General features: G+C 47.2%; 22 protein-coding genes. 9 read left to right on the top strand and 13 right to left on the bottom strand.

Going from position 1 to position 25,514, the window contains the following annotated elements:
• The first annotated feature begins 146 nt into the window (after positions 1-146).
• Positions 147-2,030 carry a methyl-accepting chemotaxis protein gene (locus BLS03_RS06405; RefSeq protein WP_093271045.1) on the top strand — a complete coding sequence of 628 codons (1,884 nt, stop codon included), beginning with the start codon at positions 147-149 and terminating at the stop codon, positions 2,028-2,030.
• A 73-nt stretch (positions 2,031-2,103) separates the two neighbouring features.
• On the opposite strand, the gene BLS03_RS06400 is transcribed toward BLS03_RS06405, so the two are convergent.
• The 7 genes from BLS03_RS06400 to BLS03_RS06370 form a co-directional block, all read right to left on the bottom strand.
• Positions 2,104-3,207, bottom strand: a complete 1,104-nt coding sequence (locus BLS03_RS06400) for a phosphoribosylaminoimidazolesuccinocarboxamide synthase (RefSeq protein ID WP_093271043.1) — start codon at positions 3,205-3,207, stop codon at positions 2,104-2,106.
• A 204-nt stretch (positions 3,208-3,411) separates the two neighbouring features.
• Positions 3,412-3,801, bottom strand: coding sequence for a hypothetical protein (locus BLS03_RS06395; RefSeq protein WP_093271040.1), 390 nt, complete (start codon positions 3,799-3,801; stop codon positions 3,412-3,414).
• Positions 3,802-4,147: 346 nt separating this feature from the next.
• The gene (locus BLS03_RS06390; RefSeq protein WP_093271038.1) at positions 4,148-4,330 is read right to left on the bottom strand and encodes a hypothetical protein; all 183 of its coding nucleotides are present in this window, start codon (positions 4,328-4,330) and stop codon (positions 4,148-4,150) included.
• Positions 4,331-4,493: 163 nt separating this feature from the next.
• Complete coding sequence (locus BLS03_RS06385; protein ID WP_143015599.1) at positions 4,494-5,495, bottom strand: J domain-containing protein; 1,002 nt, start codon at positions 5,493-5,495, stop codon at positions 4,494-4,496.
• A gap of 70 nt (positions 5,496-5,565) precedes the next feature.
• Positions 5,566-6,234 (bottom strand): YiaD family glycine zipper/OmpA-like lipoprotein, encoded by a 669-nt coding sequence (locus BLS03_RS06380; RefSeq protein WP_093271033.1) that lies wholly within the window; start codon positions 6,232-6,234, stop codon positions 5,566-5,568.
• 416 nt (positions 6,235-6,650) lie between these two features.
• On the bottom strand, positions 6,651-7,334 hold the full coding sequence (locus BLS03_RS06375; protein WP_093271030.1) for a DUF2786 domain-containing protein: 684 nt from the start codon (positions 7,332-7,334) through the stop codon (positions 6,651-6,653).
• 122 nt (positions 7,335-7,456) lie between these two features.
• Positions 7,457-8,146 (bottom strand): DUF3334 family protein, encoded by a 690-nt coding sequence (locus BLS03_RS06370; protein WP_093271028.1) that lies wholly within the window; start codon positions 8,144-8,146, stop codon positions 7,457-7,459.
• A gap of 198 nt (positions 8,147-8,344) precedes the next feature.
• Here BLS03_RS06370 and ydiJ point away from each other — a divergent pair, with 198 nt between their 5' ends.
• Both ydiJ and BLS03_RS06360 read left to right on the top strand, forming a co-directional pair.
• The gene (ydiJ, locus tag BLS03_RS06365; protein ID WP_093271025.1) at positions 8,345-11,377 is read left to right on the top strand and encodes a D-2-hydroxyglutarate dehydrogenase YdiJ; all 3,033 of its coding nucleotides are present in this window, start codon (positions 8,345-8,347) and stop codon (positions 11,375-11,377) included.
• A gap of 64 nt (positions 11,378-11,441) precedes the next feature.
• A complete protein-coding gene (locus BLS03_RS06360) occupies positions 11,442-11,909 on the top strand; it encodes a methyltransferase family protein (protein ID WP_093271022.1) in 468 nt (155 codons plus the stop codon).
• A 124-nt stretch (positions 11,910-12,033) separates the two neighbouring features.
• Here BLS03_RS06360 and hutH read toward each other — a convergent pair whose 3' ends face one another.
• The 4 genes from hutH to BLS03_RS06340 all read right to left on the bottom strand — a co-directional run bounded on the left by hutH (position 12,034) and on the right by BLS03_RS06340 (position 16,703).
• Positions 12,034-13,566 (bottom strand): histidine ammonia-lyase, encoded by a 1,533-nt coding sequence (gene hutH, locus BLS03_RS06355; RefSeq protein ID WP_093271020.1) that lies wholly within the window; start codon positions 13,564-13,566, stop codon positions 12,034-12,036.
• Between the two features lie 91 nt (positions 13,567-13,657).
• Complete coding sequence (hutI, locus tag BLS03_RS06350) at positions 13,658-14,863, bottom strand: imidazolonepropionase (RefSeq protein ID WP_093271017.1); 1,206 nt, start codon at positions 14,861-14,863, stop codon at positions 13,658-13,660.
• Between the two features lie 138 nt (positions 14,864-15,001).
• Complete coding sequence (gene hutC, locus BLS03_RS06345) at positions 15,002-15,712, bottom strand: histidine utilization transcriptional repressor HutC (RefSeq protein ID WP_093271015.1); 711 nt, start codon at positions 15,710-15,712, stop codon at positions 15,002-15,004.
• Positions 15,713-15,926: 214 nt separating this feature from the next.
• A complete protein-coding gene (locus tag BLS03_RS06340) occupies positions 15,927-16,703 on the bottom strand; it encodes a nucleotidyltransferase family protein (protein ID WP_093271012.1) in 777 nt (258 codons plus the stop codon).
• Between the two features lie 345 nt (positions 16,704-17,048).
• Between BLS03_RS06340 and BLS03_RS06335 the strand changes: the two genes are divergently transcribed.
• The gene (locus BLS03_RS06335; protein WP_093271009.1) at positions 17,049-17,699 is read left to right on the top strand and encodes a thiopurine S-methyltransferase; all 651 of its coding nucleotides are present in this window, start codon (positions 17,049-17,051) and stop codon (positions 17,697-17,699) included.
• Positions 17,700-17,798: 99 nt separating this feature from the next.
• On the opposite strand, the gene purT is transcribed toward BLS03_RS06335, so the two are convergent.
• Positions 17,799-18,977: a formate-dependent phosphoribosylglycinamide formyltransferase gene (gene purT, locus BLS03_RS06330; RefSeq protein ID WP_093271006.1), complete on the bottom strand. Its 1,179-nt coding sequence runs from the start codon at positions 18,975-18,977 to the stop codon at positions 17,799-17,801.
• Positions 18,978-19,249: 272 nt separating this feature from the next.
• On the opposite strand from purT, the gene BLS03_RS06320 reads away from it, so the two are divergent.
• The 5 genes from BLS03_RS06320 to BLS03_RS06300 all read left to right on the top strand — a co-directional run bounded on the left by BLS03_RS06320 (position 19,250) and on the right by BLS03_RS06300 (position 24,304).
• Entirely contained in the window at positions 19,250-20,668 is a 1,419-nt protein-coding gene (locus BLS03_RS06320; RefSeq protein WP_093271001.1) for an SLC13 family permease, read from the top strand.
• Positions 20,669-20,726: 58 nt separating this feature from the next.
• On the top strand, positions 20,727-22,043 hold the full coding sequence (locus BLS03_RS06315; protein ID WP_093270998.1) for an ATP-binding protein: 1,317 nt from the start codon (positions 20,727-20,729) through the stop codon (positions 22,041-22,043).
• A gap of 1 nt (position 22,044) precedes the next feature.
• Positions 22,045-22,524, top strand: coding sequence for a response regulator (locus tag BLS03_RS06310; RefSeq protein ID WP_093270995.1), 480 nt, complete (start codon positions 22,045-22,047; stop codon positions 22,522-22,524).
• Positions 22,521-22,808 carry a hypothetical protein gene (locus BLS03_RS06305; protein WP_093270992.1) on the top strand — a complete coding sequence of 96 codons (288 nt, stop codon included), beginning with the start codon at positions 22,521-22,523 and terminating at the stop codon, positions 22,806-22,808. Before BLS03_RS06310 ends, BLS03_RS06305 begins: the two co-directional genes overlap by 4 nt.
• A gap of 215 nt (positions 22,809-23,023) precedes the next feature.
• A complete protein-coding gene (locus tag BLS03_RS06300) occupies positions 23,024-24,304 on the top strand; it encodes a cyclic di-GMP phosphodiesterase (protein WP_093270989.1) in 1,281 nt (426 codons plus the stop codon).
• An 80-nt stretch (positions 24,305-24,384) separates the two neighbouring features.
• On the opposite strand, the gene cdd is transcribed toward BLS03_RS06300, so the two are convergent.
• Entirely contained in the window at positions 24,385-25,272 is an 888-nt protein-coding gene (gene cdd / locus BLS03_RS06295; protein WP_093270986.1) for a cytidine deaminase, read from the bottom strand.
• Between the last annotated feature and the right edge of the window lie 242 nt (positions 25,273-25,514).

Genomic DNA, 25,514 nt, shown 5'->3' with positions numbered 1-25,514 from the left:
TTATCCAAATGATAAAATACCCTTTGAAAATTTAGTGTTATAAAACATTGGGTTGAAGATCTAAATTAGTAATTAATACTTAAGATTTAATTTATTTATAAGGTAGTATTCGCGCTTTGACGGCAACCATATAAATTGCGAATACGATGAAGATGACTTTAAAACAAAAACTAATTGGCTCAAGTTTGTTGGCAGTAGTAGTGATGGCAAGTGTTTTGACTTGGATTGCCGCTGACAGGCTGTACCAACAGACGGACAATGGTATTTACGCTCGAACCCGAAGCTTAGCAACGGCGACATCGGCGAGCATTCATGATTGGGTCTCGGTGAGAAAGTCGATTGCTCAGGCGTTTAATGACTATTCTAACCAAACCGATGTGGTGCCGTATTTACAACAGGCGAGAAAAGCAGGCGGTTTCGATGATATTTTTTACGGCACGACACAGGGGCTGATGCTGCGCTCCCACCCAGAGCGTAATCGCGCTGATTATGACCCAAGGCAGCGCCCTTGGTATCAAGACGCCAAAGCGGCAGGTAAGCAAATCATCACCACTGCGTACCAAGATGCTATTACCAATGCGTTACTCATCACCATTGCAGAGCCGCTGAGCCTACAAGGAATCTTCACTGGCGTTGTGGGTGCTGATGTACTGATCGATCAATTGGTGAGCGATGTTATCAACCTCGATGCGGGTGACAACGCAAATACCATGCTTATCGACGCGCAAAATGGTACTTTTCTCGCTCACAAGAATAGCCAATTGCTATTGAAACCACTTGATGCGCTTTCGCCTCAATTGTCGATGGCAATGGTCGAGCGCGCTGCCAATAACGGGCTGTTGGAACCTGTCAGCGTTAATGGCGCTGAAAAACAGTTCTACTTTCAAAAAGTGGCTGGGACACCATGGTACTTTGCCATTGAATTGGACAAAAATACCGAGCTAAAAGGCTTTTACCAACTGCTTAAAGGCTTGATGTTCACCGCGTTGGTGATCGCACTGCTGGTGTTGAGCTTAGTGTATTGGTTAGTGAGTTTTCTGTTTCGCGATTTGGCGCAAGTATCCAGCGCTTTGGCTGAAATTGCATCCGGTGACGGGGATTTAACCCAACGTATTGAACCTCGCACAGATGACGAAGTGGGCCTGTTGGCAACCAATTTCAATATTTTCGTTGGTAATATGCACACCATGGTACAAAAACTCAGTGGCGTGGCGAATGACTTGTCGATTCAGGCCAAACTCACCGCAGAGCAAGCTTCGCTTCGAAGTGCCCGTATTGGTGAGCAGCAAGATGAAATTAATATGGTGGCCAGCGCCATTAATGAAATGTCTGCGGCGACACATGAAATTGCCGGTAACGCGGATAATGCCGCCAGTAATGCCGCTCAAGCAGTACTGACGTCAAACGCAGGCGCAAGCCAGGTGACCCAAACTCAAACTTCGATTGCCAACTTAGCCAAAGAAGTCGAGAGCGCGACCAATGTTATTCAAGAGCTCAATGGTCACAGCCAAAGTATCAGTACCATTCTGGGAACCATCACTGATATCGCTGAGCAAACCAATTTGCTAGCACTCAACGCCGCCATTGAAGCTGCGCGAGCCGGAGAGCAAGGGCGTGGTTTTGCTGTCGTTGCGGATGAAGTGCGCATTTTAAGTCAGCGTACCCACGCTTCGACGCAGGAAATTCAAGACATGATTCAAACGCTGCAATCAACCACGGCAAATGCAGTGACGATTATGGGCGATAGTCGCGAGCTTGCCAGCACCTCAGTGGTGGATGCCAAAGCCGCGGAGCAGCAATTGGTGGACATTAAATCGGCTGTGGAACTCATCAGTGATATGGCCACCCAAATTGCCGCAGCGGCGGAAGAGCAAGCATTAGTGACATCAGAGGTGACGCGTAATACTCAAGGTATTCGTGACGTATCTAATGAATTAGCACAAGAAGCGGATGAGGCTGCCAGTCAAGCGAGCCGTCTATCAAGTCTGTCTCATCAGCTGCAAAGTGAAATTCAACGCTTTAAGATCTAGGCGCCAATTGGCATTTGAGATGAGCAATAAAAAAAGCGCCGTAATGGCGCTTTTTCCGTATCTCGCTGCGTAGTTAGTCAATAAGACCATATTGACTGCGCAAAACGTTAACGATTTCCTGTTTTGGATTACTGCCGATATGCAGTGGTTTGCCAGTGATTTTTTCGGCAATGCCTGTGTAAGTTTTTGAAACGGCCATCAACTCATCGAGCGGTAAAGCGTTGTCTCGAGCAAGTGCTTCACGCTCTGGCATACGTTCTTTGTTGAGCAAAATATCGGGATCTGGGAAGTGGTTGAGCAAGAATTGGCGGAAACCTTCTTTGGAGTTCTCAACGATTTTGCCTTGTTGATAAGCATTGGCATCCCATAAACGAGAGGAGTCTGGCGTGCCGACTTCATCCATATAGATGAGCTTTTCGTTGCCGTTTGCATCGTTGACGTAGCCAAATTCAAATTTAGTGTCGACAAAGATTTGACCCACTTGCTTGAGTGCCTCGCTGATAACGCCAAATCCTTCTTTGAGCAGACGTTCGTAGTGGGCAATGTCATCGGCACTGGAGAAATTAAATGCGGCGAAATTGTCTTCGATATTGCGACGTGAAATGTTGACGTCGTCTGCTTCCGGCACACCTGGAATACCAGTCAAAATGCCTTTTGTTGACGGGGTGATCAGCAGTTCGGGCAGCGCTTTATCTTTTTCAAGTCCTTGTGGAAGTTCAATACCGCAAAACTCACGCTCACCCTTGGCGTAAGCACGCCACATTGAACCTGTGATGTATTGGCGGCAAATCGCTTCAATTTTTACCGGCTTGGCTTTTTGCACAATCCAAACCAGTGGATGAGGAATATCGAGAATATGACTGTCCGCTAAGCCATGTTGCTTAAACAGATCAAACCAGTGGTTTGAAATGGCGTTAAGCGCTGCACCTTTACCAGGAACACCTTGCAAACCACCTTCGCCATGCCAAATGCAGTCAAATGCTGAGATTCGGTCGCTGATCACCATAATAGCGAGTGGCGCGTCAGGGGATACTGGGTAACCTTTTTCTTCGATCAAACGGCGGCTATCTTCTTGGGTCAGCCAATAAACAGAACGAACTTTACCACTGTGGACAGGTTTATCAGTGCGAATGGGAAGATCGTCATTGACGGCAAGAACTTGGTCAGCGAGGCTCATGAGGCATTCCTATGCGTAATTGAAGACAAATTATCGTAAGCGACTGAGAGTCGTACTTCGATTTGTGGTGAATAATACCAGAAGATTTTGACACTTCCAGAGAAAAAGCAAACGTTTGCTTAAGTTTGTATCGTTTCGAGAACAAATAAAAAAGCCTCTCTAGAAAGAGAGGCGAAAAGAGACAGTGAAACTTTGTTGAGCTTATTAGTGATACTGAGTATTTCTGCCCTCAACAAAGAAGATTTCGCAGCCATGACGACTGGCCATTTGACACAGCAGTTTTTGATTGACGATATCGATATTATTCGAAGCAACGATGGCACTGGCATTACCGGACAAAATTGCTTGCATGACGATTTCAATTTCTGTTTTGGTTCGAGATGCTTTCATATGAATAACGTTCTGGCACATGACATTAAAAGAGCTAAGTTGTTCGTAATCAGGACGAGGGCACTCAGAGGTAAACAAAATCCATTGCGACTGGTAAGAAAGGCCTGCGATTCGTGCAAGGATCTCACCTTCGATATTCAGTGGCTTGGTCGGTTGAGCAAGGAGGTTATGTTTTGAGTATGAGTGGTGTTTCGCCTGAATCATAATACTGTCTCTCTGTACATGCTGTATGTGTATACAGTATTACTGTTTGAGTACTGGATCAAGCTATTTTGTTGGGTTTTTAAGCAGTATTTTTTGCGTATCTTTAAGTTATTTTATTATCTAATTGATTTTTAATAAGAAAAATTCTGACTTGGCGCTGACGAAATACATGAAAATTTGTGAGCTTTAAATGGAGTTTTGGCTGAAGGGAAAAGTTATACAGGTATTTTACGATTTGAATACCGTTGGGTGCTTAAAGGTTATCGGCGACATTCGTAACGCTAAGCCAACAAAAAAGCGCCCAAGTAGGACGCTTTCTTTCATGTTTAACCACGCAATTTTAATGTCATTGGCGAGCGGCGTTACGTTCACGCTGTTGCAATTCGGCCAAGTTGAATTGACGTACATCGAGCGTTGCCATCGGATGGCATTTTTCACATGCGTAGTGGCATTTTCCGTCGATGTAATCGTGTTTGGTCACTAACGCAGGCTTTTTACACCAGTCGCAAACACCTTCTATTGTAAACATGTTTTCTCCTCACCTGGTTACGGTATGTAATCCTAGCGCGGCGGATTATCGCACATTCATATCGAGTGCGTTAATTATTTGTTAGTTTATGGGAAGGATATCGATTGCTTTTAATTGCTAAACCTTATGCTGTAAGGGTTTTCTTATGTTACCTTGGTTGTAACTATTTATTAACATGGGCCAGCAATATTTTCAGTGCGTTATTCAAACGCTTCATTTCTTCATCTGTGCCTTTTAAATCGGGATGATAAATTTTACACAGCTGTTTATAACGAGTTTTGATCTGCTTCTCATCGGGTAGGCTATTGGCTCGAAAGCCAAACATCGATGCAGCCAAGCCAAGTTTGTGATCTTTAGGCTCAGGCTTAGGTACTGCAGCAGGCTGAGTTTCCAGTTTTTTGAACTGACGAAACAGGGTTTCGAGCTGGCGCTTTTGCTGTTTCATCACGCTATTTTGCTGATGGATGGTTGCTTGCAGTTGACTAATTTGCTGCTCATGTTCGCTGTGGTGTGGTGCGCCTTTTTTATTCAGCAGTAAAAGTGCGAATAAAGCACTGATAAGTAGGCTTACCCCAAGAGCGATTTGATACCAAATTGCCGAGTTTTGTTCAGCCTGAATATCTGCTGGTCTGGCGGCAGATACAGGTTCCAGTTCATTGAATTGTTTTATCTGTTTAGCACGGCGCTGATTAAACTGCTGTTCGAGTAGAGCCGAATAGGCGGCGGATGCAGCATCACTTTTTTCTGCTGCGATGTGATACCAAACTTCAGCCAGTTGCTTGGGATCAATATCCGCAATCCCTTCATTTTGATACAGCTTTGCTAGCGCTGTTTGCGCGTTGGCATCGCCAGAAGCCGCCAATTTAATCAAAGCATAGAAATGCTCGGCAAAATCACCTGGATTCGCTGAGTGATCAACGGCTTGCTGAGCCAGTTCAATACTGGCATCAAGTTGGCCGTTTTGCGCTGCTTGATCGAGCCAGTAAAACGCATCTTTTGCTGATTGAGTGACGCCGTCACCTGTTTTAAAACGCTGAGCGAGTTGATATTGCGCCTTAGCATCACCTTGCTTTGCTTGTTGAGTTAATTCATCAAGTGTGAGGGCAAATAGCGACGGAGATAAAACCATACAGGTTATCAGCAAAGGAAGACTTTTTAACTTCAATGGAACTCTCCGTCTTGCTGGCGTTAAAAAATCGACCCAATTGGGTCGATTTTAGCGCCTAAAATGGGATTTATTTTAGCGGCAGTATTTGGATTTCAACGCGGCGGTTACACGCGCGGCCAGCGTCGGTATCGTTGGTGCAGATAGGGTAGCGCTCACCGTTACCACGAGCAACAGCACGACCGGTTGCAACGCCTTGCGATACCAAATAAGCACGCACCGATTCCGCTCGTTTTTCTGACAGAACTTGGTTTGCAGTATTGCTGCCGACACTGTCAGTATGGCCGTCAATCACAAGGCTTGTGTCTGGATATTCGACCAGGATACGCGCCACGCCTTGCAGCGTTCTCTGAATTGAGCCATCAAGTTGCGATGAACCGGTTTGAAAACCAATACCGTTTTCCATACGCAGCATCAATTCGTTTTCGCCGACACGTTCCACTTGCACGCCTGAATCGAGAAGTTGCTTACGTAGCGCAGCTTCTTGTTTATCGAAATAGTAGCCGACGCCTCCGCCAATGGCCGCGCCGCTGGCTGCGCCAATCAATGCGTGTTTGCCGCGTGAATGCGCATCATCACCTGTGGCTAAGCCAACGGCAACGCCAGACAGGGCACCAATTAATGCGCCTTTGGTTGCTGAGTTCGTTTCGGTTTCGCCGGTAGTCGCGTTTTGACGCTGAGTCGCTTGACAGCCAGTCAAAGCAATCGCGACGGCTAAGGCCATGGTTAACTTTTTCACAAACAAGTCTCCGTTCTGTTAGTAGTAAAAACGTTAGACAATAAACGTTGGTTAAGCCCTTGTGTCAATTGAGGTTGCTATATTTGACTCAATGTTTACCAAGTGGGTGTTTTTATATCACTTTGTCGCTAAGTTTAGTCGCTTTTTACCAAGCCTCGATTAAGAATTGTCGCACAGCGCTAAATTTTCATCGCCTAACCAGCTTATCGATGGCGATTGTACATCGACCCCATATTCTTTGTTGATCAAATGGTCTTCGTTGGTCAAATGGTCTTCATTGGTAAATATTGGTTATTGCTAAAATATCGCTAATTGGCTAACTACGCTCAAATGGCAATAGTGAAGGGCGGTTTGAGTTGGACAGATAAACGAAAGGCAGCTCGATGGCTGCCTTATGCGGTATAGGATGTGAGTGACTAGCGCAGCAGTTTAGGCGCTTGAGCACCGTCAATTGGACGATTGACCGATACCGTCCGGCCTTTCTTTAGGCCTTTTTCATAGTCATCGGTTAAATTTTTCATCGCTTCGCGCAATTGCTGTTTAAACGTTTCGCGGTCGATATTTTCAAATTCCCGGTCGATGTAGCTGTCAATCTTACGGGTCGATTCTTCATCGGGTGTAATCACCGGAAGTTTTTCCAGTGCGCCTTCTACCCAGCCAGAAACGAACGAATTCACTCGGCGGGTCACTTCGGAGTTCGATGTGCCAGTACCGGCGAAACTGTTACGAAAACGCCCAGTTTGCTCATTCATTTCTCGGTAGATGATATCAAAGGCAAAGGCAGCAAAAATCGCGCGGTCAGCCTCGCCGATGAATTCAGTTCGTTTTAAACCTTTATGGTTGAGTAGCACCGCTTCAACGCCAAATTTGGTGTTGATACCACGGATCACGCGCAGCAAGGTGGAACTGATATTGGCGGGAAGAAGATGAGTCGATTGTGTCTTGCCCATTTTTATGAACTCGATATCGTCTTTATCCAGCCCGTACTTGAGCATGAGACGATGAGCCATTTTGATTGCATTCGCTGCTTCGTTAACGTTTGCCGAGTTACCTAACTCCAAACATTTGGCGATTTTTTTAAGGGCTTTCTTCTTATCCATCGACGACAAAAGAACTCTGTGTTTTTACAAAGTCGGCTATTTTAACGCGTTCGAGGTTAAAACGAAATAATAGAAAAGCACTCGTGGCACGAATTTCATTCATGACACGAGTGAAATGTGATTTAAATGCCTAATTCGTCAAGCAGATCATTGCTGCCCGCAAGGGACTCATTTTCTGCTGATTTGGTACTTTTGGATTGGCTCATGCTCTGCTGAGTTTGCTCGAAAATGCTATCGGGTGTTTCTTCATCGTCGATATCGAATTCTTCAAGCTGAATGAATTCGGTTTTATCCATTGCCAATTCAAGATAGAAGATGTTGTTGTTTTGAGTTGAGAAGGTGACGCGTCGTGCTTGCGGGCGATCTAAGTTGGTATCAACCGAGAGAATCACTTGTTTGTTTAGTGACAACATCTTGGGCTGGTTTTGAGTGATGTTGGTTTGCAGCTCTTTACGCACTTTGTTGGTGAAATCACCGACCAACTGGTTCATTAACTCTCCGAGTACATCGCCAACTTCATCTGAGGTATGAAGCACCGCTAATTCTTCTTCTGGCATACCCATATTACGCATATAACTGGTGTAGAGCTCAAGTGCCGCTTTAGACGTAAAGTTGATGACCACTAAGCCAGAAAAACCACCATCAAATAGAACAAAACAGCCGAAGTCTGGCTTTAAACTGGTCTTGGTAATTTTTTGCACCATGGCAGAGTAGGTCACGTTTGACGCGGTCGCTGAAGTAAGCACCTTTGAAACTGACTGACACAGCTTTAATAAGATATCTTCTGTGGTAATAATTTTATTTTTTTTCATTGTTGATTCACTCATAAGATCCCATCTAGTCCTAACGCATGATACCTAAGTTTGGGTAAGAATTGCGAGAAGTTCCATTGTGCGCTGCAGATTCTGTTTTGATCACCTTTTAAATGTTGTAAAGTGACGAAAATCAATAAAATTAATAACGAGCAACCCATTGCTGAGAGGATCAGCGCAGTAAGGGGCAGGAAGCACATGTTACCAAGATTAGAATTACAAAATAACGTCGACCCAGTGGTGGTCAATTTTCTAAAAGAATTGCAATCTCAAGGCTTTAGTGGCGATGTTGAAACTCAATATTCGAGCCGCTTAGCCGTCGCAACGGATAACAGCGTTTATCAGCAACTGCCGCAAGCGGTTATCCACCCACGAACAACTCAAGATGTGGCGTTAATCGGCCGTGTCGCTTGTCGTAGCGACTACGAACGCGTAACGTTTTCACCGCGCGGCGGTGGTACCGGAACCAACGGTCAGTCACTCACCAAAGGTGTGGTGGTCGATTTGTCTCGTTACATGAACAAGATTCTTGAAGTTAACGAACAAGAGGGTTGGGTTCGGGTTCAAACTGGCGTGGTTAAGGACCAACTGAACGATGCGGTGCGCCCTTACGGCTATTTTTTCTCGCCCGATCTGTCGACCAGTAACCGTGCGACGTTAGGCGGTATGATCAATACCGATGCCTCAGGACAAGGATCGCTCAAATACGGCAAAACCTCGGATCACGTATTGTCACTGCAAGCGGTGTTTGCTGACGGTTCAGTGCTCGAAACCGACTTGTCTCATGGCGTACCTGAGTCGGGAGAATACGCATTCCAGGCCTTAAAAGTCACCGAGCAAGTATGCCGCGACAAACGCCAGCAAATTGTTGATAAGTTCCCGCCGTTAAACCGATTTTTGACCGGTTACGATTTAAAAAATGCGCTTGATGAACAAAGCGACAGTTTTGATATTACGCGCGTGCTGTGTGGCTCTGAAGGGTCGTTGGCTTTCATCACTGAGGCAAAACTTAACCTCACGCCGATACCTAAAGCGCGCACTTTGGTAAACATCAAATACAACAGTTTTGATTCGGCGCTGCGCAATGCGCCCTTGATGGTGGAAGCAAAAGCTTTATCCGTCGAAACCGTGGATTCCAAAGTGCTCAACTTGGCCAAGCAAGATATTGTTTGGCACACGGTGAGCGATCTGATCACCGACGTGCCGGGGCAAGAGATGCTCGGCATTAATATTGTTGAATTTGCCGGCCAAGACCAAAGCGAAAACCAAGCTTTGGTGGCATCGTTAACCGCTCGAATTGAGCAAATGATGGCCAATGGCGAAGCGGGCATTATTGGCTACCAAGTATGCGATGATTTGCCAAGCATCAATCGTATTTACAACATGCGTAAAAAAGCGGTGGGTTTGCTCGGCGCTGCCAAAGGGCGCGCTAAGCCAGTGCCATTTACCGAAGATACCTGTGTGCCGCCGGAAAATCTGGCTGACTTTATTGCTGAGTTTCGTGAGCTTCTCGATTCGAAACAATTGGCATATGGCATGTTTGGACACGTCGATGCGGGCGTTTTGCATGTGCGTCCAGCGCTGGATATCTGCGACCCGGCGCAAGAGCGCATGATGCATGAAATTTCTGATCAAGTGGTGAAGTTGGTCGCCAAATACGGCGGTTTGATGTGGGGCGAGCACGGTAAAGGTTACCGTTCTGAATATGGTCCGGAATTTTTTGGCGAAGAGCTGTTTACGGAACTGCGCCGCGTCAAAGCGGCATTTGACCCACACAATAAAATGAACCCAGGCAAAATCTGTACACCGCTTGACAGCGATTTTGAACTGGTCAAAGTTACCGATACCAAGCGTGGCTATTTTGACCGCCAAATCGATGTCAAAGTGCGTGACAGCTTTAAACAGGCGATGGAGTGTAACGGCAACGGTTTGTGTTTTAACTACGATACCGCCTCGCCGATGTGTCCGTCGATGAAAGTGACAGCGGACCGTCGTCATTCGCCGAAAGGCCGCGCAGGGTTAGTTCGTGAATGGCTACGTCAACTCACTGAGCAGGGCATCGATATTCTCGATCTTGAGCAGCAAACGCTTAACGCCACGACTCCGGTTAAAGCGCTGCTTGAACGGGTGAGAAATCGCATCAACCAACCCAAAGAGTATGACTTCTCGCATGAAGTGTATGAAGCGATGAATGGTTGTTTGGCGTGTAAAGCGTGTGCCAGCCAGTGTCCAATCAAGGTTGACGTACCAAGTTTCCGTTCGCGTTTTCTCAATATTTATCACTCACGCTACCAGCGTCCAGCCAAAGACTATCTGGTTGCAAATATTGAAACTTTACTGCCGATCATGGCCAAAGCACCTAAGCTGGTCAATGGTGTAATAAAGCAGAGCTGGGTGAAAAATCTGACGGCATCGACCATCGGTTATGTGGATACGCCGCTGCTTTCTACACCAACTTTGGCCAAACGCACCAAGAGTGTAAAAACCTTTGATATGCGTGAACTCAGCATGCTCAGTGAATCCGAACGTGAAAACCACGTGCTGATTGTTCAAGACCCGTTTACCAGTTATTACGACGCTGACGTGGTCGAAGACTTTGTGAAATTGGTGCTACGCCTTGGTAAAACGCCCGTTTTGTTGCCGTTTAAACCCAACGGCAAAGCGGAACACATCAAAGGCTTTTTGAAAAAATTTGCTAAAACTGCGCAAAATACCGCGGCGTTTTTAACCCAAGTCGCTGAGCTTGATATTGCAATGGTCGGTGTCGATCCCGCATTGGTGCTGTGTTATCGCGATGAATACAATGAAATTCTTGCCGACAAGCGCGGTCATTTCAATGTACTGTCGGTGCATGAATGGATGCTACCAAGACTTACAAGCTTTGCCATTGAGGCTAAAGACAGCAGTGAGCCTTGGTATCTACTTGGTCACTGCACCGAAAAAACCAAGATGCCGAATTCTGAAAAAGAGTGGGGCCAAATTTTTGCCCACTTTGGCGCTCAGTTACAGCCAGTGGCGGTGGGGTGCTGTGGTATGGCAGGCACATTTGGTCATGAAGTCGATAAGCTGCAGATGTCGAAAGACATTTACGCTTTAAGCTGGCGAGGACAATTGGATAGTTTGCCAAAAGAGCGCTGCCTCATTACGGGCTACTCTTGCCGTAGTCAGGTCAAGCGTTTCGAGCATTATCAGGCCAAACATCCGTTGCAAGCCTTGTTGCAGTTGGTTTAGTGAATCATCGATAGCCCGGCATTGTCCGGGCTTGTTGATCGAAGACGATGCTAGGAGTACCTGCGTGAGTAAATTAGAGCTGAAAGTTCCTCCCGTTGCGGTGTTTATTATTGTGCTGGCGTTAAGTGTGCAGTCGGCGCTGCTATTTCCTGATGCGAGCTATTTGCCGCTGCCTTTGAATGGCGAAGTGCTGGTGGCTTGTAGTGGTTTATCTACGCTATTGGGTGTGTCTGCGCTGTACCAATTTCGCCAAGCGCGCACCAGTGTTAACCCAGTGAAAATTCACAAAGTTTCGGCGCTGGTGGTTAAGGGAATTTTTAACTACACCCGTAATCCCATGTATCTGTCACTTTTGGTGTTTCTGTTCGGTATCGCATATTGGCTTGAAAGCTGGGCGAGTATGCTGTGGTGTCTTGGGTTTATTTTGTACATGAACCGCTTTCAAATTATCCCTGAAGAGCGACTGTTAACCGAGCGCTATGGCGAGCAATACCTGAAATATCAGCAGCGCGTAAAACGCTGGTTGTTGTAAGCCATTTTTCAATTCTAGAACCAAGAAAAAAGCCTCACGCGGTAGATTGCGTGAGGCCTTTCAGCTCTTAGCTAAAACATTGGACTCTTAGCTAAAACAGCTTAATGGTATTCTGAGTTTGCGATTAGAAGCTTGGCAGTAACTCTGATGGCATCAAGGCGTTATGGACCGCTTTCAATAGCAGTGCATTGGCTTTTTCGATGTCTGGTGCGAAGTAGCGGTCTTTGTCATAAAACGGCACTTCTTCACGCAGCAGCTGCTTGGCCAATTCGACATTGGCTGATGAGTGATTTGGCGCTCTAAAATCAATGCCTTGCGCTGCAGCAAGGTATTCTACTGCCAAAATACCACGGGTATTTTCCCCCATATCACGCAGACGACGCGCCGCAAATGTGGCCATTGAAACGTGATCTTCTTGGTTGGCAGAAGTTGGCAAGCTATCCACTGACGCCGGGTGAGCAAGCGTTTTGTTTTCGCTTGCCAGCGCTGCTGAGGTGACCTGCGCAATCATAAAGCCGGAGTTAACGCCGCCGTTGTCGACCAAAAATGGTGGTAATTTGCTAAGCGCACTGTCGATAAGCAAAGCCATGCGACGTTCAGACAAACTGCCGATTTCAGCAATTGCCAGAGCTAAGTTATCTGCGGCCATGGCTACAGGCTCTGCGTGGAAGTTACCACCTGAGATAATGTCGCCTTGCTCTGCAAATACTAACGGATTGTCCGATACCGAATTCGCTTCAACCAAAAGCCCCTCTGCTGCGCTGCGAATTTGCTGCAGGCACGCACCCATCACCTGCGGTTGGCAGCGAAGTGAGTACGGGTCTTGAACCTTTTCACAATCGGTATGCGATTGACCAATTGCGCTGCTATCGCCTAATAGGTGGCGATACGCCGCCGCCGCATCGATTTGACCGCGATGTCCACGGACTTCGTGAATTCGCGCATCAAATGGTTTACGGCTGCCAAGAGCCGCTTCGACTGACATCGCGCCGCACACGGTCGCCGATGCAAATAGATCTTCTGCGCCAAACAAGCCTTCAAGTGCAAACGCCGTCGATGCTTGGGTGCCGTTTAGCAGCGCTAAGCCTTCTTTAGGCGCCAGAGTAATCGGCTCCAGACCTGCAATTTTCAACGCTTCCAAACCGCTAAGAATTTCGCCGTTGTGACGTGCTTGGCCTTCACCCAATAATACGGTGCTCATGTGCGCAAGCGGCGCTAAATCGCCAGAAGCGCCGACTGAGCCTTTTTGTGGCACGCACGGATACACTTCGGCATTGACGAGTTCCATCAAGGCGTGAATCACTTGCAGACGAATGCCAGAGAAGCCGCGTGACAGGCTGTTGATTTTAAGCACCATCATCAAACGTACGGTTTCATCCGCCATGAACTGACCGATACCCGCCGCGTGTGACAGTACGATACTGCGTTGCAGTGTCTCGAGATCTTCTGGCGCAATTTTGGTATTGGCTAACAGGCCAAAACCGGTATTGATGCCGTAAACGGTTTTACCTTCGGTGATCACTTGGTTTACGACTTGAGTGCTTTTTTCAATCGCAGGAATGGCCTGTGGATCAAGCGATAACTTAACAGCAGAGCGGCTGACTTGACGCAGTTGGTTTAAGGTCAGTTGGCCCGGTTGGATGGTTAAGTTCAGCATGCTGACTCCCTTCATCAAAATGTACTTACATGTGTTGTGAAATACGCGCTTTGCCAAGCGTGAACAAAAATGGCTGGCCAGCGCGACAAAATTAAACTGGATAAAATGCGCCTTCTACGACGCGTGCATGCAACTGCGGAAATCCTTGTTGATAGCTAAGTTCTGCCGGATGGGCTACATTCCAAATTGCCAGATCGGCGTCAAAACCGGGGGCGATTTGACCACGGCTGTCGCCATGCCCCAGCGCTTTTGCGCCGTGACACGTCACGCCGCGCAGTGCTTCTTCGGGGGTGAGGCGAAAGAGTGTGCAAGCCATGTTCATCATCATGGTCAGGTCGGCAAACGGTGAGGTGCCCGGGTTGAGATCCGTGGCCAGCGCCATCGGCACGTTATGAGCACGCAGTTCCTCAATCGGCGGCAACTGAGTTTCACGTAGAAAATAAAACGCGCCCGGTAGCAAGGTCGCAACCGTATTGGATTTGGCGAGCGCTTGTACGCCTTGAGTGTCTAGATATTCGATATGATCGACGGATAAGCCATCGTAACTCGCGGTTAATGCACTGCCACCAAGATTGGACAGTTGCTCAGTGTGACCTTTAATTTTCAGCCCATATTGCTTTGCGGCTTGAAATACTTTCTCAGTTTGCGCAAGGCTAAATCCGATAGATTCACAAAACACATCCACAGCGCTGGCAAGTTGCTCTTCTGCTACGGCAGGAATGATGGTTTGGCAAACATGCTCAATGTAATCATCGCTGCGCTGGCTGTATTCTGGAGGCAAAGCGTGAGCGGCAAGTAAAGTAGTAGTGACGCGAACCGCGCGATGACTCTCAAGCGCTTTAGCTGCGCGCAGCATTTTCAATTCGTCGTCAAGGGTGAGGCCATAGCCGGATTTAATCTCAACCGACGTGACACCACTTCGAATCAAACCATCAAGACGCGGCAGGGCCATATCTATCAATTGTTGCAAAGAGGCATCACGGGTTGCTTTCACCGTGGATAAAATACCGCCGCCTTGTTTTGCAATCTCTTGATAAGGCACACCTTTTAAGCGCATTTCGAATTCGTTGGCGCGACTTCCGGCAAACACCAAATGGGTGTGACAGTCGATAAGCCCAGGCGTCACCAACTTGCCTGTACAATCAAAACTGGCACACGCTTTAGCGACGGGTTTTGTGGCTTCAATAGCGGTGATTTTGCCGTGTTGAATGGTGATGTTTTGCGGCTCGGTAACCTGATAGCCGGCATCGCCTGGGCGCATGCTGACAAGGCGCGCATTGCTGAGAATAAAATCCATATTCAGCGCTCATCCTTGGATGGTTTAAATGTATATACAAATTATTATATTTATATAGACCAATAATCAAGAGCAGTGTTGAAAAAATGTGATGGTGAAGTAACTCGCTTGACGCGATTCAACCCCTATAACTTGAGCTTAAACGCAGACTTTAGAGCTTAATTTGTATTTAGTGCCCGGGTGGTAAAGCAGGGCAGAACTGACTAAGCGTTCGCCGCTCCATGTGCGGCGATTGAGCAATAAGCATGGTTCATTGGCGCTTAGACGCAGCGAGTTTCGTACATGGATATCCGGCACAATGGCTTCAACCGTATGTTCGATGGCGCTCAGCGGGCAGTTTTCCGACAAATATTGGTTGGGCGTTAACAAGGTGAAATCTTGCTCAAGATAGCCGGGTGCATAACTAGCATTGACCCAGCGCAGTTCCAGCTGAATCGGTTTGTCGTCGGCGTAATGAACGATTTCACTGTAATACACCGCGCTGCCAAGCATGACACCAAGCTTTATCGCGACCGTTTCGTCGGCTTCCAATGCTACTTGCTTGATCACTTTGTTGCTGTAGTGCTGGCCGCGCTGCAGGACTTCAGCGGCGATATTCCGAATATCCAGTAGCGGTGATTCCGCCTTATCTTCGCTGGCACACACAAAGGTACCGACACGTGGTCTGCGCGCCAATTGTCCTTCTGCAACCAAATCACGAATGGCCTTATTGACCGTCATGCGACTGACGTTAAAGGCATCGGTTAATTCGAATTCCGTCGGGATTCGATAGCCAACTGGCCACTCACCAGATTGAATTTTTTGCAAAATGAAGCGCTTAATCTGCAGATACAGTGGGGTCTGATCCATAACATCCATGCTCAATGTTTATTTGACTATACAAATGTGCATGGGCAATCAATGGCTTGCAACTTTAACGATGAATTTTGCGCATCTGGGTCACATCCTTGATGGCTGGTAACCTAAAGCGTGGTGAAAAAAATTAAGGGCGCTGTTTGTCTGGTTTAAGGAAAACTTTCTACCAGCGCCCGTAGATGGGATGAAGCGATAGGCTTGATAAATTCTAAGCCGCAGATAAGTGAGTGGTGATATACGGCTGCCATGCATCTTGGTAGAGCTGCTTAGATAGGTTACGCATTTTGGCAATTTGGGCGTTTTCAAAGCCGTTAAAGCCGCGGCGTTCTTTGGCTGCTTGACGCTCGATGTTTTGAATCCGTTCGTAGATATCGTGTTCAGGACCACTTTTCACATCAGCGATGGCTTTTAAATGCAACTGCACTTCGGCAATCAGTTGAGTTTTAGGTAATTGAACCAAGACGTTAAGGTCACGATAGCCTGAGGCGGCAGGCTTTTTAAAGCGGTTTTTGACTTTAACAATAGTGGTCTCGCGGTTAAGCACTTCATAAGCTTCCATCAAGCTGGCGACATCATCAGCAACGAGAGTGGCACGGGCGAGATCGGTGATACGCTCGGCGCGGCCATCAAGTTCATGTTGCACTTTTTCCACCGAGCGATCGTAAGATTTCACGCCGGCAAAGTGTGGTGTGGTGTTGGTCAGTAGCGCCGCGCCTTTACACAAGGTTTCAAGCTCGGCTTGCGCTTGGTGCGCCTTACTGTACAGCACATCGAAGTCTGCATAAGGCTGAAGCGGAGAAACCTCATTGGATGGAATCGCATACAAACCGCTTAAGTTGTGCTTAAACGCTTTGGAACTGACCTGATTTTGTTTGGTGTCACGACCATCTTGGCCGTTCGTGATAGTTGTAGGTACAGCCGCAAAAGCTGGAGCGCGGCTCAAAACAAGGAGCATCAATGCCGTAGTGCGCAAAAGTAAACTCATTCGCTCTCCTTAAATCGTCGTTGTTTTACTTATAAAAAGGTGAAACTAAAGGTGAGTAAAACGATTTAAAATTAAGGTTACGGCTCATTAATTAGGGCGATTATAACCATTTCAATGTTGTGGGTTTTATTGTTATCCAAAAGGTTGAACTTGGTCTCGTTACCGGTTGAGTGACAGTAATATTTGTGATGTTTAACCGTTTGATTGTTTGGTCAATGTCACTTTAGGGAGCAGTATAGGCATGGATTTATGAACCAAATCTGAACGCGCGCAGCGCTATCGAAAATCCTGTGATTGGTTTATCCTAATCGGCAACACAAATATTGATGGAAGAAAGGAAACACAATGCGAGATCCCGAGTTTTGGCACAGTAAGTGGGCCGCTAACCAAATTGGTTTTCATCAAGACGATGTTCATCCTTTATTAGTTGAATATTGGCCGCATACACGCCCACAGCGCACAGACAAAGTGTTAGTGCCTCTATGTGGTAAATCTGAAGATTTAGTTTGGCTGGCGGCTAAGCATGATGATGTGCAAGGTGTTGAGCTGAGTAATATCGCGGTGCGCTCTTTTTTCGCTGAACATTTTTACACCCCGCTGGTGATGCCCGTTGATGCTCACCATGAGCTGTATCAGTTCGATGAACTGTCTATTTACGTTGGCGATTTTTTTACTGCGCCGGTTCAAGCGGTGGACTTAATTTACGATCGCGCGGCGCTGGTGGCACTTCCAGAAGAGATGCGTGTTGACTATGCCAAGCGTGTGAAAAGTCTGCTCAATCCTCAAGGGCGAATTTTGTTGGTGAGCTTAGATTACGAGCAGTCAGAAATGGCGGGGCCGCCATTTTCGGTGGCCGAGCAAGAGATAACACGTCTATTTAGCGAGTTTAAAGTCACGCGTTTATCGCGAGACGAAGCCGACGAACAGCATCCGAAAATTGCGCAAAAAGGCCTAAGCCGTTTCGCAGAAGAAGTCTTTTTGCTTGAAGCGCCATAAAATCTAAAGGCACATCAACAAACAGAAAAAGGGGCGATTACATCAGCCCCTTTTTTAATTACGTTGAATCCGTTTGACGTTTTAGGTCACGGCCTAGCGTTAGTTGTAAATCACCTTAACTTGCTTCGCCGCGGCAATGGCATCTTCGATTGCAACTTCAAGGCTTTCACGACGTGTGATCGCCACACCTAAACGGCGGCGACCGTCAATTTCTGGCTTGCCGAATAAGCGTAGTTGAGTATTTGGCGCTGCCAATGCCTGCTCCATGCCAGCAAACTGAATATCGCTTGAACTGCCTTGACCAAGAATTACCGCCGAAGCGCTTGGTCCGAATTGGGTAATACTGGCAATCGGTAGCCCAGTAAAGGCGCGAACATGCAGCGCGAATTCCGATAAATCTTGAGAAATCAGTGTGACTAACCCGGTGTCGTGTGGGCGAGGGGAGACTTCGTTAAAGATCACGTTATCCCCTTTAATAAATAGCTCAACACCAAATAAGCCGTAGCCACCAAGCGCGCTAACAATTTTCTCTGCGGTGTATTGCGCGGCTTTAAGCGCTTGTTCTGACATCACTTGTGGCTGCCAAGATTCACGGTAATCGCCGTCTTCTTGACGATGGCCAATCGGCGCGCAGAAGTGAATGCCGTCGCTGGCACTGATGGTCAGTTGAGTGATTTCATAATCAAAGTCGATAAAGCCTTCAACAATCACGCGCCCAGCACCGCTGCGCCCACCTTCTTGAGCGTAAGCCCATGCTTTATCCACGTCTTGGGCGGTTTTAATCACGCTTTGACCTTTGCCCGATGAGCTCATCACGGGTTTGCAGACACAAGGAATGCCGACCGTTTCGACCGCAGCGACAAAATCGTCATAGTTATCGGCGAACTGATAAGGGGAAGTGGTCAAGCCTAGTTCTTCGGCAGCCAAACGGCGAATGCCTTCGCGGTTCATGGTCAGTTGAGTGGCTTTAGCCGACGGTACAACATTGAGACCTTGCGCTTCAAGCTCGACCAGTTTGTGGGTCGCAATCGCTTCAATTTCTGGTACCACGAAATCTGGCTTTTCAAGTTTGATGATGGCTTCTAGCGCATCGGCATCAAGCATGTTGAGGACATGGCTACGATGGGCCACTTGCATGGCTGGAGCATCAGGGTAGCGATCACAGGCGATCACTTCTAAGCCGAGACGTTGACACTCAATCGCGACTTCTTTTCCTAATTCGCCAGAGCCTAACAGTAATACGCGCGTGGCACTTTTTCGGGTTGCAGAACCAAACATAACAGCCTCAAATTGGTAATGTGAAGAAGAATTTGCTCCGCATCATACCCATTTAAAATTAAAAAGCAAACGTTTGCGCAAATGACAAAATCATTATGAAACCAGTGCAAAACACGAAGCAAACCACAGTTTTACGACAAACCGTTTTAGGATTTGTCATTCCTTGATCTAACGCCAAACCCCAAGCCCAAATCGGCGCGAGGATAACAAACAGAACAAGGTACGAGTGAATCACGTTACTCGATAAAACGAATAAAACTGGGTTACTGAGCATGCGTTTATCTTACAAATACTGGATTCCTATTTTAGTGCCGCTGGTGGTACTGCTTTTACCTCTGGCGGCATTTCCATTTGATGGCTTAACGGTATTACAGCAGAGGGTGATTGCGATTTTTTTACTGGCGGCACTGTGCTGGGTGCTGGAGCCAATCCCAATTTATGCCACATCTGTAGTGATCATCATGTTGGAGCTGCTATTGCTGTCCAATAAGGGGCTTATCTTTTTGCGCAGCGATGCCAACCAAGCGCATTTTGGCACTTTGATGGACTACCACGATATCATGGCAACTTTCGCAAGCCCGATCATCATGCTGTTTTTGGGGGGATTTTTTCTTGCCATGGCGGCGACCAAATATCGCTTGGATGTCAATCTAGCAAGAGTGCTGCTCAAACCCTTTGGTCACAATCCTAAGTTTGTGATGCTGGGTTTGATGTTGATTACCGCGATCTTTTCGATGTTCATGTCCAATACGGCTACCACCGCAATGATGTTATCGATACTCACGCCAGTGATGGCGGTATTTGCGCCCAAAGATCCGGGTAAGGTCGCATTCGCTTTGTCGATTCCGGTTGCGGCGAATATCGGCGGTATCGGCACGCCGATTGGCACGCCGCCTAACGCCATTGCACTAAAATATTTAGTGGGTGAAAACCTGATTTCGTTTGGTGAGTGGATGATGTTTGGGGTGCCGTTTGTGGTGGTGATGATGGCACTGGCGTGGATGCTGCTTAACTGGCTGTATCCAGCGGACCAGCAGAATATTCAGCTCAGCATCAAAGGTAAATTTTTAAAAACGCCAAAGGCGTATATGGTGTATGCCACCTTCGCAGTTACCATTTTGTTGTGGTTGATGGGCGATCTGCACGGCATGAACAGCTATACCGTGGCGTTAATTCCGGTGGCCGTGTTCTCACTGACCGGCATTATCAATAAAGAAGATCTTAAGAAAATTTCTTGGGACGTGCTGTGGTTAGTTTCCGGCGGGATTGCGCTGGGGCTGGCGCTTGATCAAACAGGGCTCGCCAGCCTTGTGGTGCACAGTATTCCGTTTGATCAGTATTCGCCCTATGTTGTGCTATTTAGCGCCGCGCTATTGTGTTTGTTGATGGCAAACTTTATGTCGCACACCGCAACCGCTAACTTGTTGATGCCGATTATGGCCGCGCTGGGCGCATCCATGACCAGCCTTGCGCCGCTTGGCGGTGAAGTGACGATGATTCTAGTGGTGACCTTTGCCGCATCGCTTGGCATGTCGCTGCCAATCAGTACGCCGCCCAATGCTCTTGCGCACGCCACTGGGCATGTGCAGAGTCAACAGATGGTCAAAGTCGGCGCTACGCTTGGTATCGTTGGGGTGTTGCTCAGTTTTGTGATGGTGTGGATTCTTCATTCACTCGGGCACATTGGTTAATGGTTAATGGTTAATGGTTAATGGCTGATGCTAAACAACGGGCACAATAACAGGAGTCATGATGCGATTAAGCGAGTTGATCGAAGCGTATTTTTCAGCGCCAGAGCGCCAGATTACTATCGCCCCTGGTGAGCAGTTATTGGTGCAGGGCGGATTTAACGATCGCCTCTATTACGTATTAGAAGGTGAGCTTGAAGGCTATTACGCGCAATCTCAAGCCAGTGACGTCAAACTGTTTAGCGCCAGTTTTGGCGCCTTTATCGGCGTGCACAGCTTTTTCTCGCGCACTTGGGTGCCATCATCGACCGTGGTTGCCAAATCGCAAACACGTTTAGCGTGGATTGACAGGCATGTAAAAGTGCTTGAACAAACCAATTGGGGAACTTTAACCGAGCAATTTATGCCAGTGATTGTTGCTGAGCTTTCACAGCGCCAGCGCCGCGCAACTCAAGAAGCGATCGAAAAAGAGCGCGCATTAGAGAAGCTGCACCTTGCTGAGCAGATGACCACGTTGGGTCAATTGGCCGCGGGGCTCGCACATGAGCTCAATAACGCCATTGGGGTGGTGAGCAGTAAAAGCGAACAGCTACAAAATCTGGTCACCGAGTTGTTGGATGAAGCCCATCCTCAAGCGCTGGAATTTTTTCAACACGGTTTGACACAAGGCCAGCGCTGCTCGTCTAAACAGGCGCGTACGCTGGCCAGTCAAATTGAAAATTATTGCGGTATTGGCCGCCAATTGGCGAAGTCGCTGGCCAAAGCGCTGCCTGACGGCGAGTTGAATCCGCATTGGCTAGCCCAGCCTGAAGATGCAGTGCGCTTTTGGCAAGCCGGGCGCGATTTACACGATTTACGTCTGGCGGCGAAACATACCGTTGGCATTGTCCAGTCGGTTAAACAGCTTGGGCGCACCGAAATCAACCAAGATGAGAACGTCGATATCAACGACAGCATCAACAAAGCGGTCGCCTTGCTGCAAAGTGATTTACGCCGCGTGACGGTTAAGATGCGTCCCGCCGAATTGCCACTGTTTCATGGTTCACAAACCGAACTGGTGCAAGTGTGGGTCAACATCATCAAAAACGCCTGCGATGCGATGCAAGATACTGAGCAGCCTCAGGTGGTGATTCAAACGCGGTTGGATAAAAAACGCTTGCTGATCACCATTGCTAATAATGGTCCAGCGATGAATGAAACCGTGCGCAGACAAATATTTCAGCCCAATTTCACCACCAAGAAAGGTGGGCTCTCATTTGGGCTCGGGCTTGGGCTTTCGATCGTCAAACGAATTATTACCGGCTATGGCGGCTCGATTGCGGTGAAAAGCGATAACCAACACACGATTTTTCGCATTAAATTGCCTTTGGAGGATTAACATGGAAAGACTCAACGTAATATGTGTGGATGATCAGCGTGAAGTGCTCAGCGCTGTGGCGCAAGATTTAGAGCCGCTTAGCGATTGGTTAGTCATCGAGGAGTGCGAATCGGCGAAAGAGGCGCAGGAGTTGATGGATGAACTCGACCAAGCAGGCGATTTGGTGGCGGTATTGGTGTCTGATCACGTGATGCCCAATCAAACCGGGATTGAATTGCTGACGGAAGTTGCGCATGATCCCCGGTTTAAGCACACCAAAAAAGTGTTGTTAACTGGGCAAGCGACGCATTCGGATACCATTACCGCAATTAACCTTGCTGGTATTGATCATTATTTTGAAAAGCCTTGGGATGCGAATCAATTAAGAAAAGCAGTACAAAGTTTGGCCAGCGAATATATTTTCAGCCAAGGATTGGATTACACCTTATACCAGCAGTATTTAGATCAAGACGTGGTATTAAAGCATTTAAGAGAAGTATGAAAACAAGCAAAACCTTATCGCCCTATAAAAAGAAAAAGCGCGCAGGCATTTTATCTAACCTCGCTATTTGTGCGCTCAGTTACGGCTGCATAAAAATGGAGTGGCTGAGTTTAATTCCGGTATTTACCTGCGCGATAAGCTTTATGATGGCGCTGTTTCACGCGATGTATTTCTTTTTCAACTACGATGATGAAGAGGAATCGCTAGAAGCGTTTTTTCAAAATGAAAAATACATCACCACCAATCGAAACCAGATGCCAAATAAGCACAATCAACACGATTAAGCCTCAAAATAAACATGGTTATTTGTTGTGTAATTTATGCAAAATATGAATATCTCGGCGGTTAAATATTGAACCAATATCGCTTGTTAACATTAAAAATGTTCATTTTTAGAAATAGTTAGCGAAATTTAACCTTTTCGTTGCATGTTTCGATAGAAAATACATATCCCTTATTGGTAGACTGGCTCTACTCCATTTTTGTTATGTGTTTTTGCATGAAGTACGATCCAGCCGCATCGATACAAATTCCAATTCGAAGTTTAACCGTGGGCATGTTTGTCACCGCGATTGAAGACAATCAACGAGTGAATTTGGCCAATGCTGGACGCGTTTCTAACCCTTCCTCTGTGGCGCAACTGGTCAACCGTGGGATCAAATTTGCTTGGGTTGATGTCTCGCTCTCTGCAAAACATTGTCGTTTCCCGTCACGCCTCGCTGCATCTGACGATACGCTAATCACGCCAAGTCACGAAATACCGACTGACGACAGCATCATCGAGGACGTCCCCGTTCAATCTGAATCGCATAACATCAAGACACTAGGTCAGCAGGTTCGTGGCCGAGCGAAGAAACTTTTTAGTCGCGATGCGCACCAAAAGCGCGCTCGAAAAATTGTTAAAGAAGCGCGCAATCTTGCCAAGAAGTTACTCAACCAAACGTTTGACGGCAAACTAGTCGAAGTTGAAGAGCTCAATGCTTGGGCGGATGAGCTTATTGAAAGTGTGCTGGTCGATAGCGATGCGCTGCAATGTGTGTCTGCGCTGCGCAGTAAAGATCAGTACCTTTTGGAGCATTCGGTTAATGTAGCGTGTTTATTGGTGACATTTGGTAAGCACCTAGGGCTTGATCGCCAGATGCTTAAAGAGTTGGCGGTGGGCGGCATCGTTCACGATATCGGAAAAATCAAAGTTGATAACAACATTTTGCACAAGCCGGGTCGGTTAAATGCAGAAGAGTTTGAGTTGATGAAGATGCACCAGGTGTATGCCAAAGACATGAAAACGGTCAAATCTCTAAGCCAAGTAAGCCGCGATGTATGTCTGATGCACCACGAGAAGCTCGACGGCACGGGTTATCCAACCGGATTGAAAGCTGACGAAATTCCACTGCATGGCCGTATGAGTGCGATTGTGGATATTTACGATGCATTGACCGCTGATCGCGTTTACAAAAAAGCCATGAGCTCGGCTGAAGCGTTCAAAGTATTATTGAGCCTTACGCCAAACCATCTCGATCGCGAGTTGGTGTACAAATTTATTAACTGTATCGGTGTGTATCCGGTGGGCTCGGTGGTTGAGCTGAGCGATTTCCGCTTGGGAATTGTTTGGGTATCGAACGATGCAGAGCCTCTCAAACCTAAAGTGAAGTGTTTTTATTCCACCAAATACACGCGTTTTACCGAAGTCACGTATGTTGATTTGAAAAAAGTGCCAGTCACTATTGGCCGCGCGGTGTCTCCAGCGTCGTTAGATATCGATATGAGTCCGTTTTTCTAAGCTGAAAACGGCAACCGCTTAAGCATAAAAAAATCCGCCTGATGAGCGGATTTTTTATGGTCAGTTTAAAATTATCGCATTTACAGTGATAGGTAGGCCAAAGTGGCATCTGGGTTGATTGCCTCAAGCGTTGATTGCGTGCAGGCAAGATGACTAATGGTGCCGGAAGACATCTCAACCAACGCTGCCGCTTCGATATCATCAAGCGATTCATTGGCGATCAGCAGTTGCAGCAGTGCGACTTGCAGTGGTGGCAAACTTGGGTTGAAGGCGGCGTTTTCAGCGTATGCGCCTAAGAATACTCGGCCATTGGTCAGTTTAAGAGCCAAGCCACTTAAGTTCTTGGTATATGGCGCATAGCTTTTGTTCAGCGCTGACAACGCTTGTTGAATCAATGGATCGCTGTCGTCACAAGTCAAGCCGTGATCTGTGGTCGACATCAGCCCAGCTTCAATGCCAAGGTCAGCCGGTCCAAATGATTCAGGTAAGTATTCTTGTAGTGACATTGGGTCACGCTCTGGCAGTTGAATTTCCAGTTCTTGCGCTGTGGTCAACTCGTTCATAAATTGACGGCAGTGGCCACATGGACTGTAGTTGACGGTGACATCTTTAATGCCCGTTTCGCCTTTCATCCAAGCGTGGCTGATGGCGCACTGCTCAGCGTGAATGGTTTGGCCGAGTTGCACACCGTCAAATTCGATATTGGCGCCAAAATAGATTTTGCCCGAAGTACCACGAGCCAGCGCACCGACATTGAAATTGGATAGGGGCGTATGAGCAAGTGCAGCTGCAAGAGGAAGTAGGCTTAGGCGCAGTTCGTCGTCGGCAAGGCCTGTCAGGCTTTGCAAATCTGCAAATTGCTGTGCAGACAAAGTAGCGTCAAAATCGTCACTTAAAAATAGCGGTGCCAAATAGTCAGCAACGACGCTTGGCATGTCTTGGAGTGCCTGTTCAATACGGCTCGTCATAGTGTGTCCTTTATGGTTTATTCTCATCAGGTTTTAAACCGAATCGTTCCGTCGATTGTTGCCTGCGTTTACGAATATGGATTCGCTTTGAAAATCTATTCTAGAAACTACTTGGAATAATACCCCAATAAAAGTCACAAAAATGAGTGAAATGAATGTTTGTGTTTCATTATTAGAGTGAGCTCACACATGTTATCGATTGCATGAGCTCATTTGTTGAGCTGTGTCGATTCTACGTAGCG

The sequence above is a fragment of the Vibrio xiamenensis genome, from assembly GCF_900100015.1.
GTDB lineage: Bacteria > Pseudomonadota > Gammaproteobacteria > Enterobacterales > Vibrionaceae > Vibrio > Vibrio xiamenensis.
This window is presented reverse-complemented; position numbering and strand designations above follow the sequence as displayed.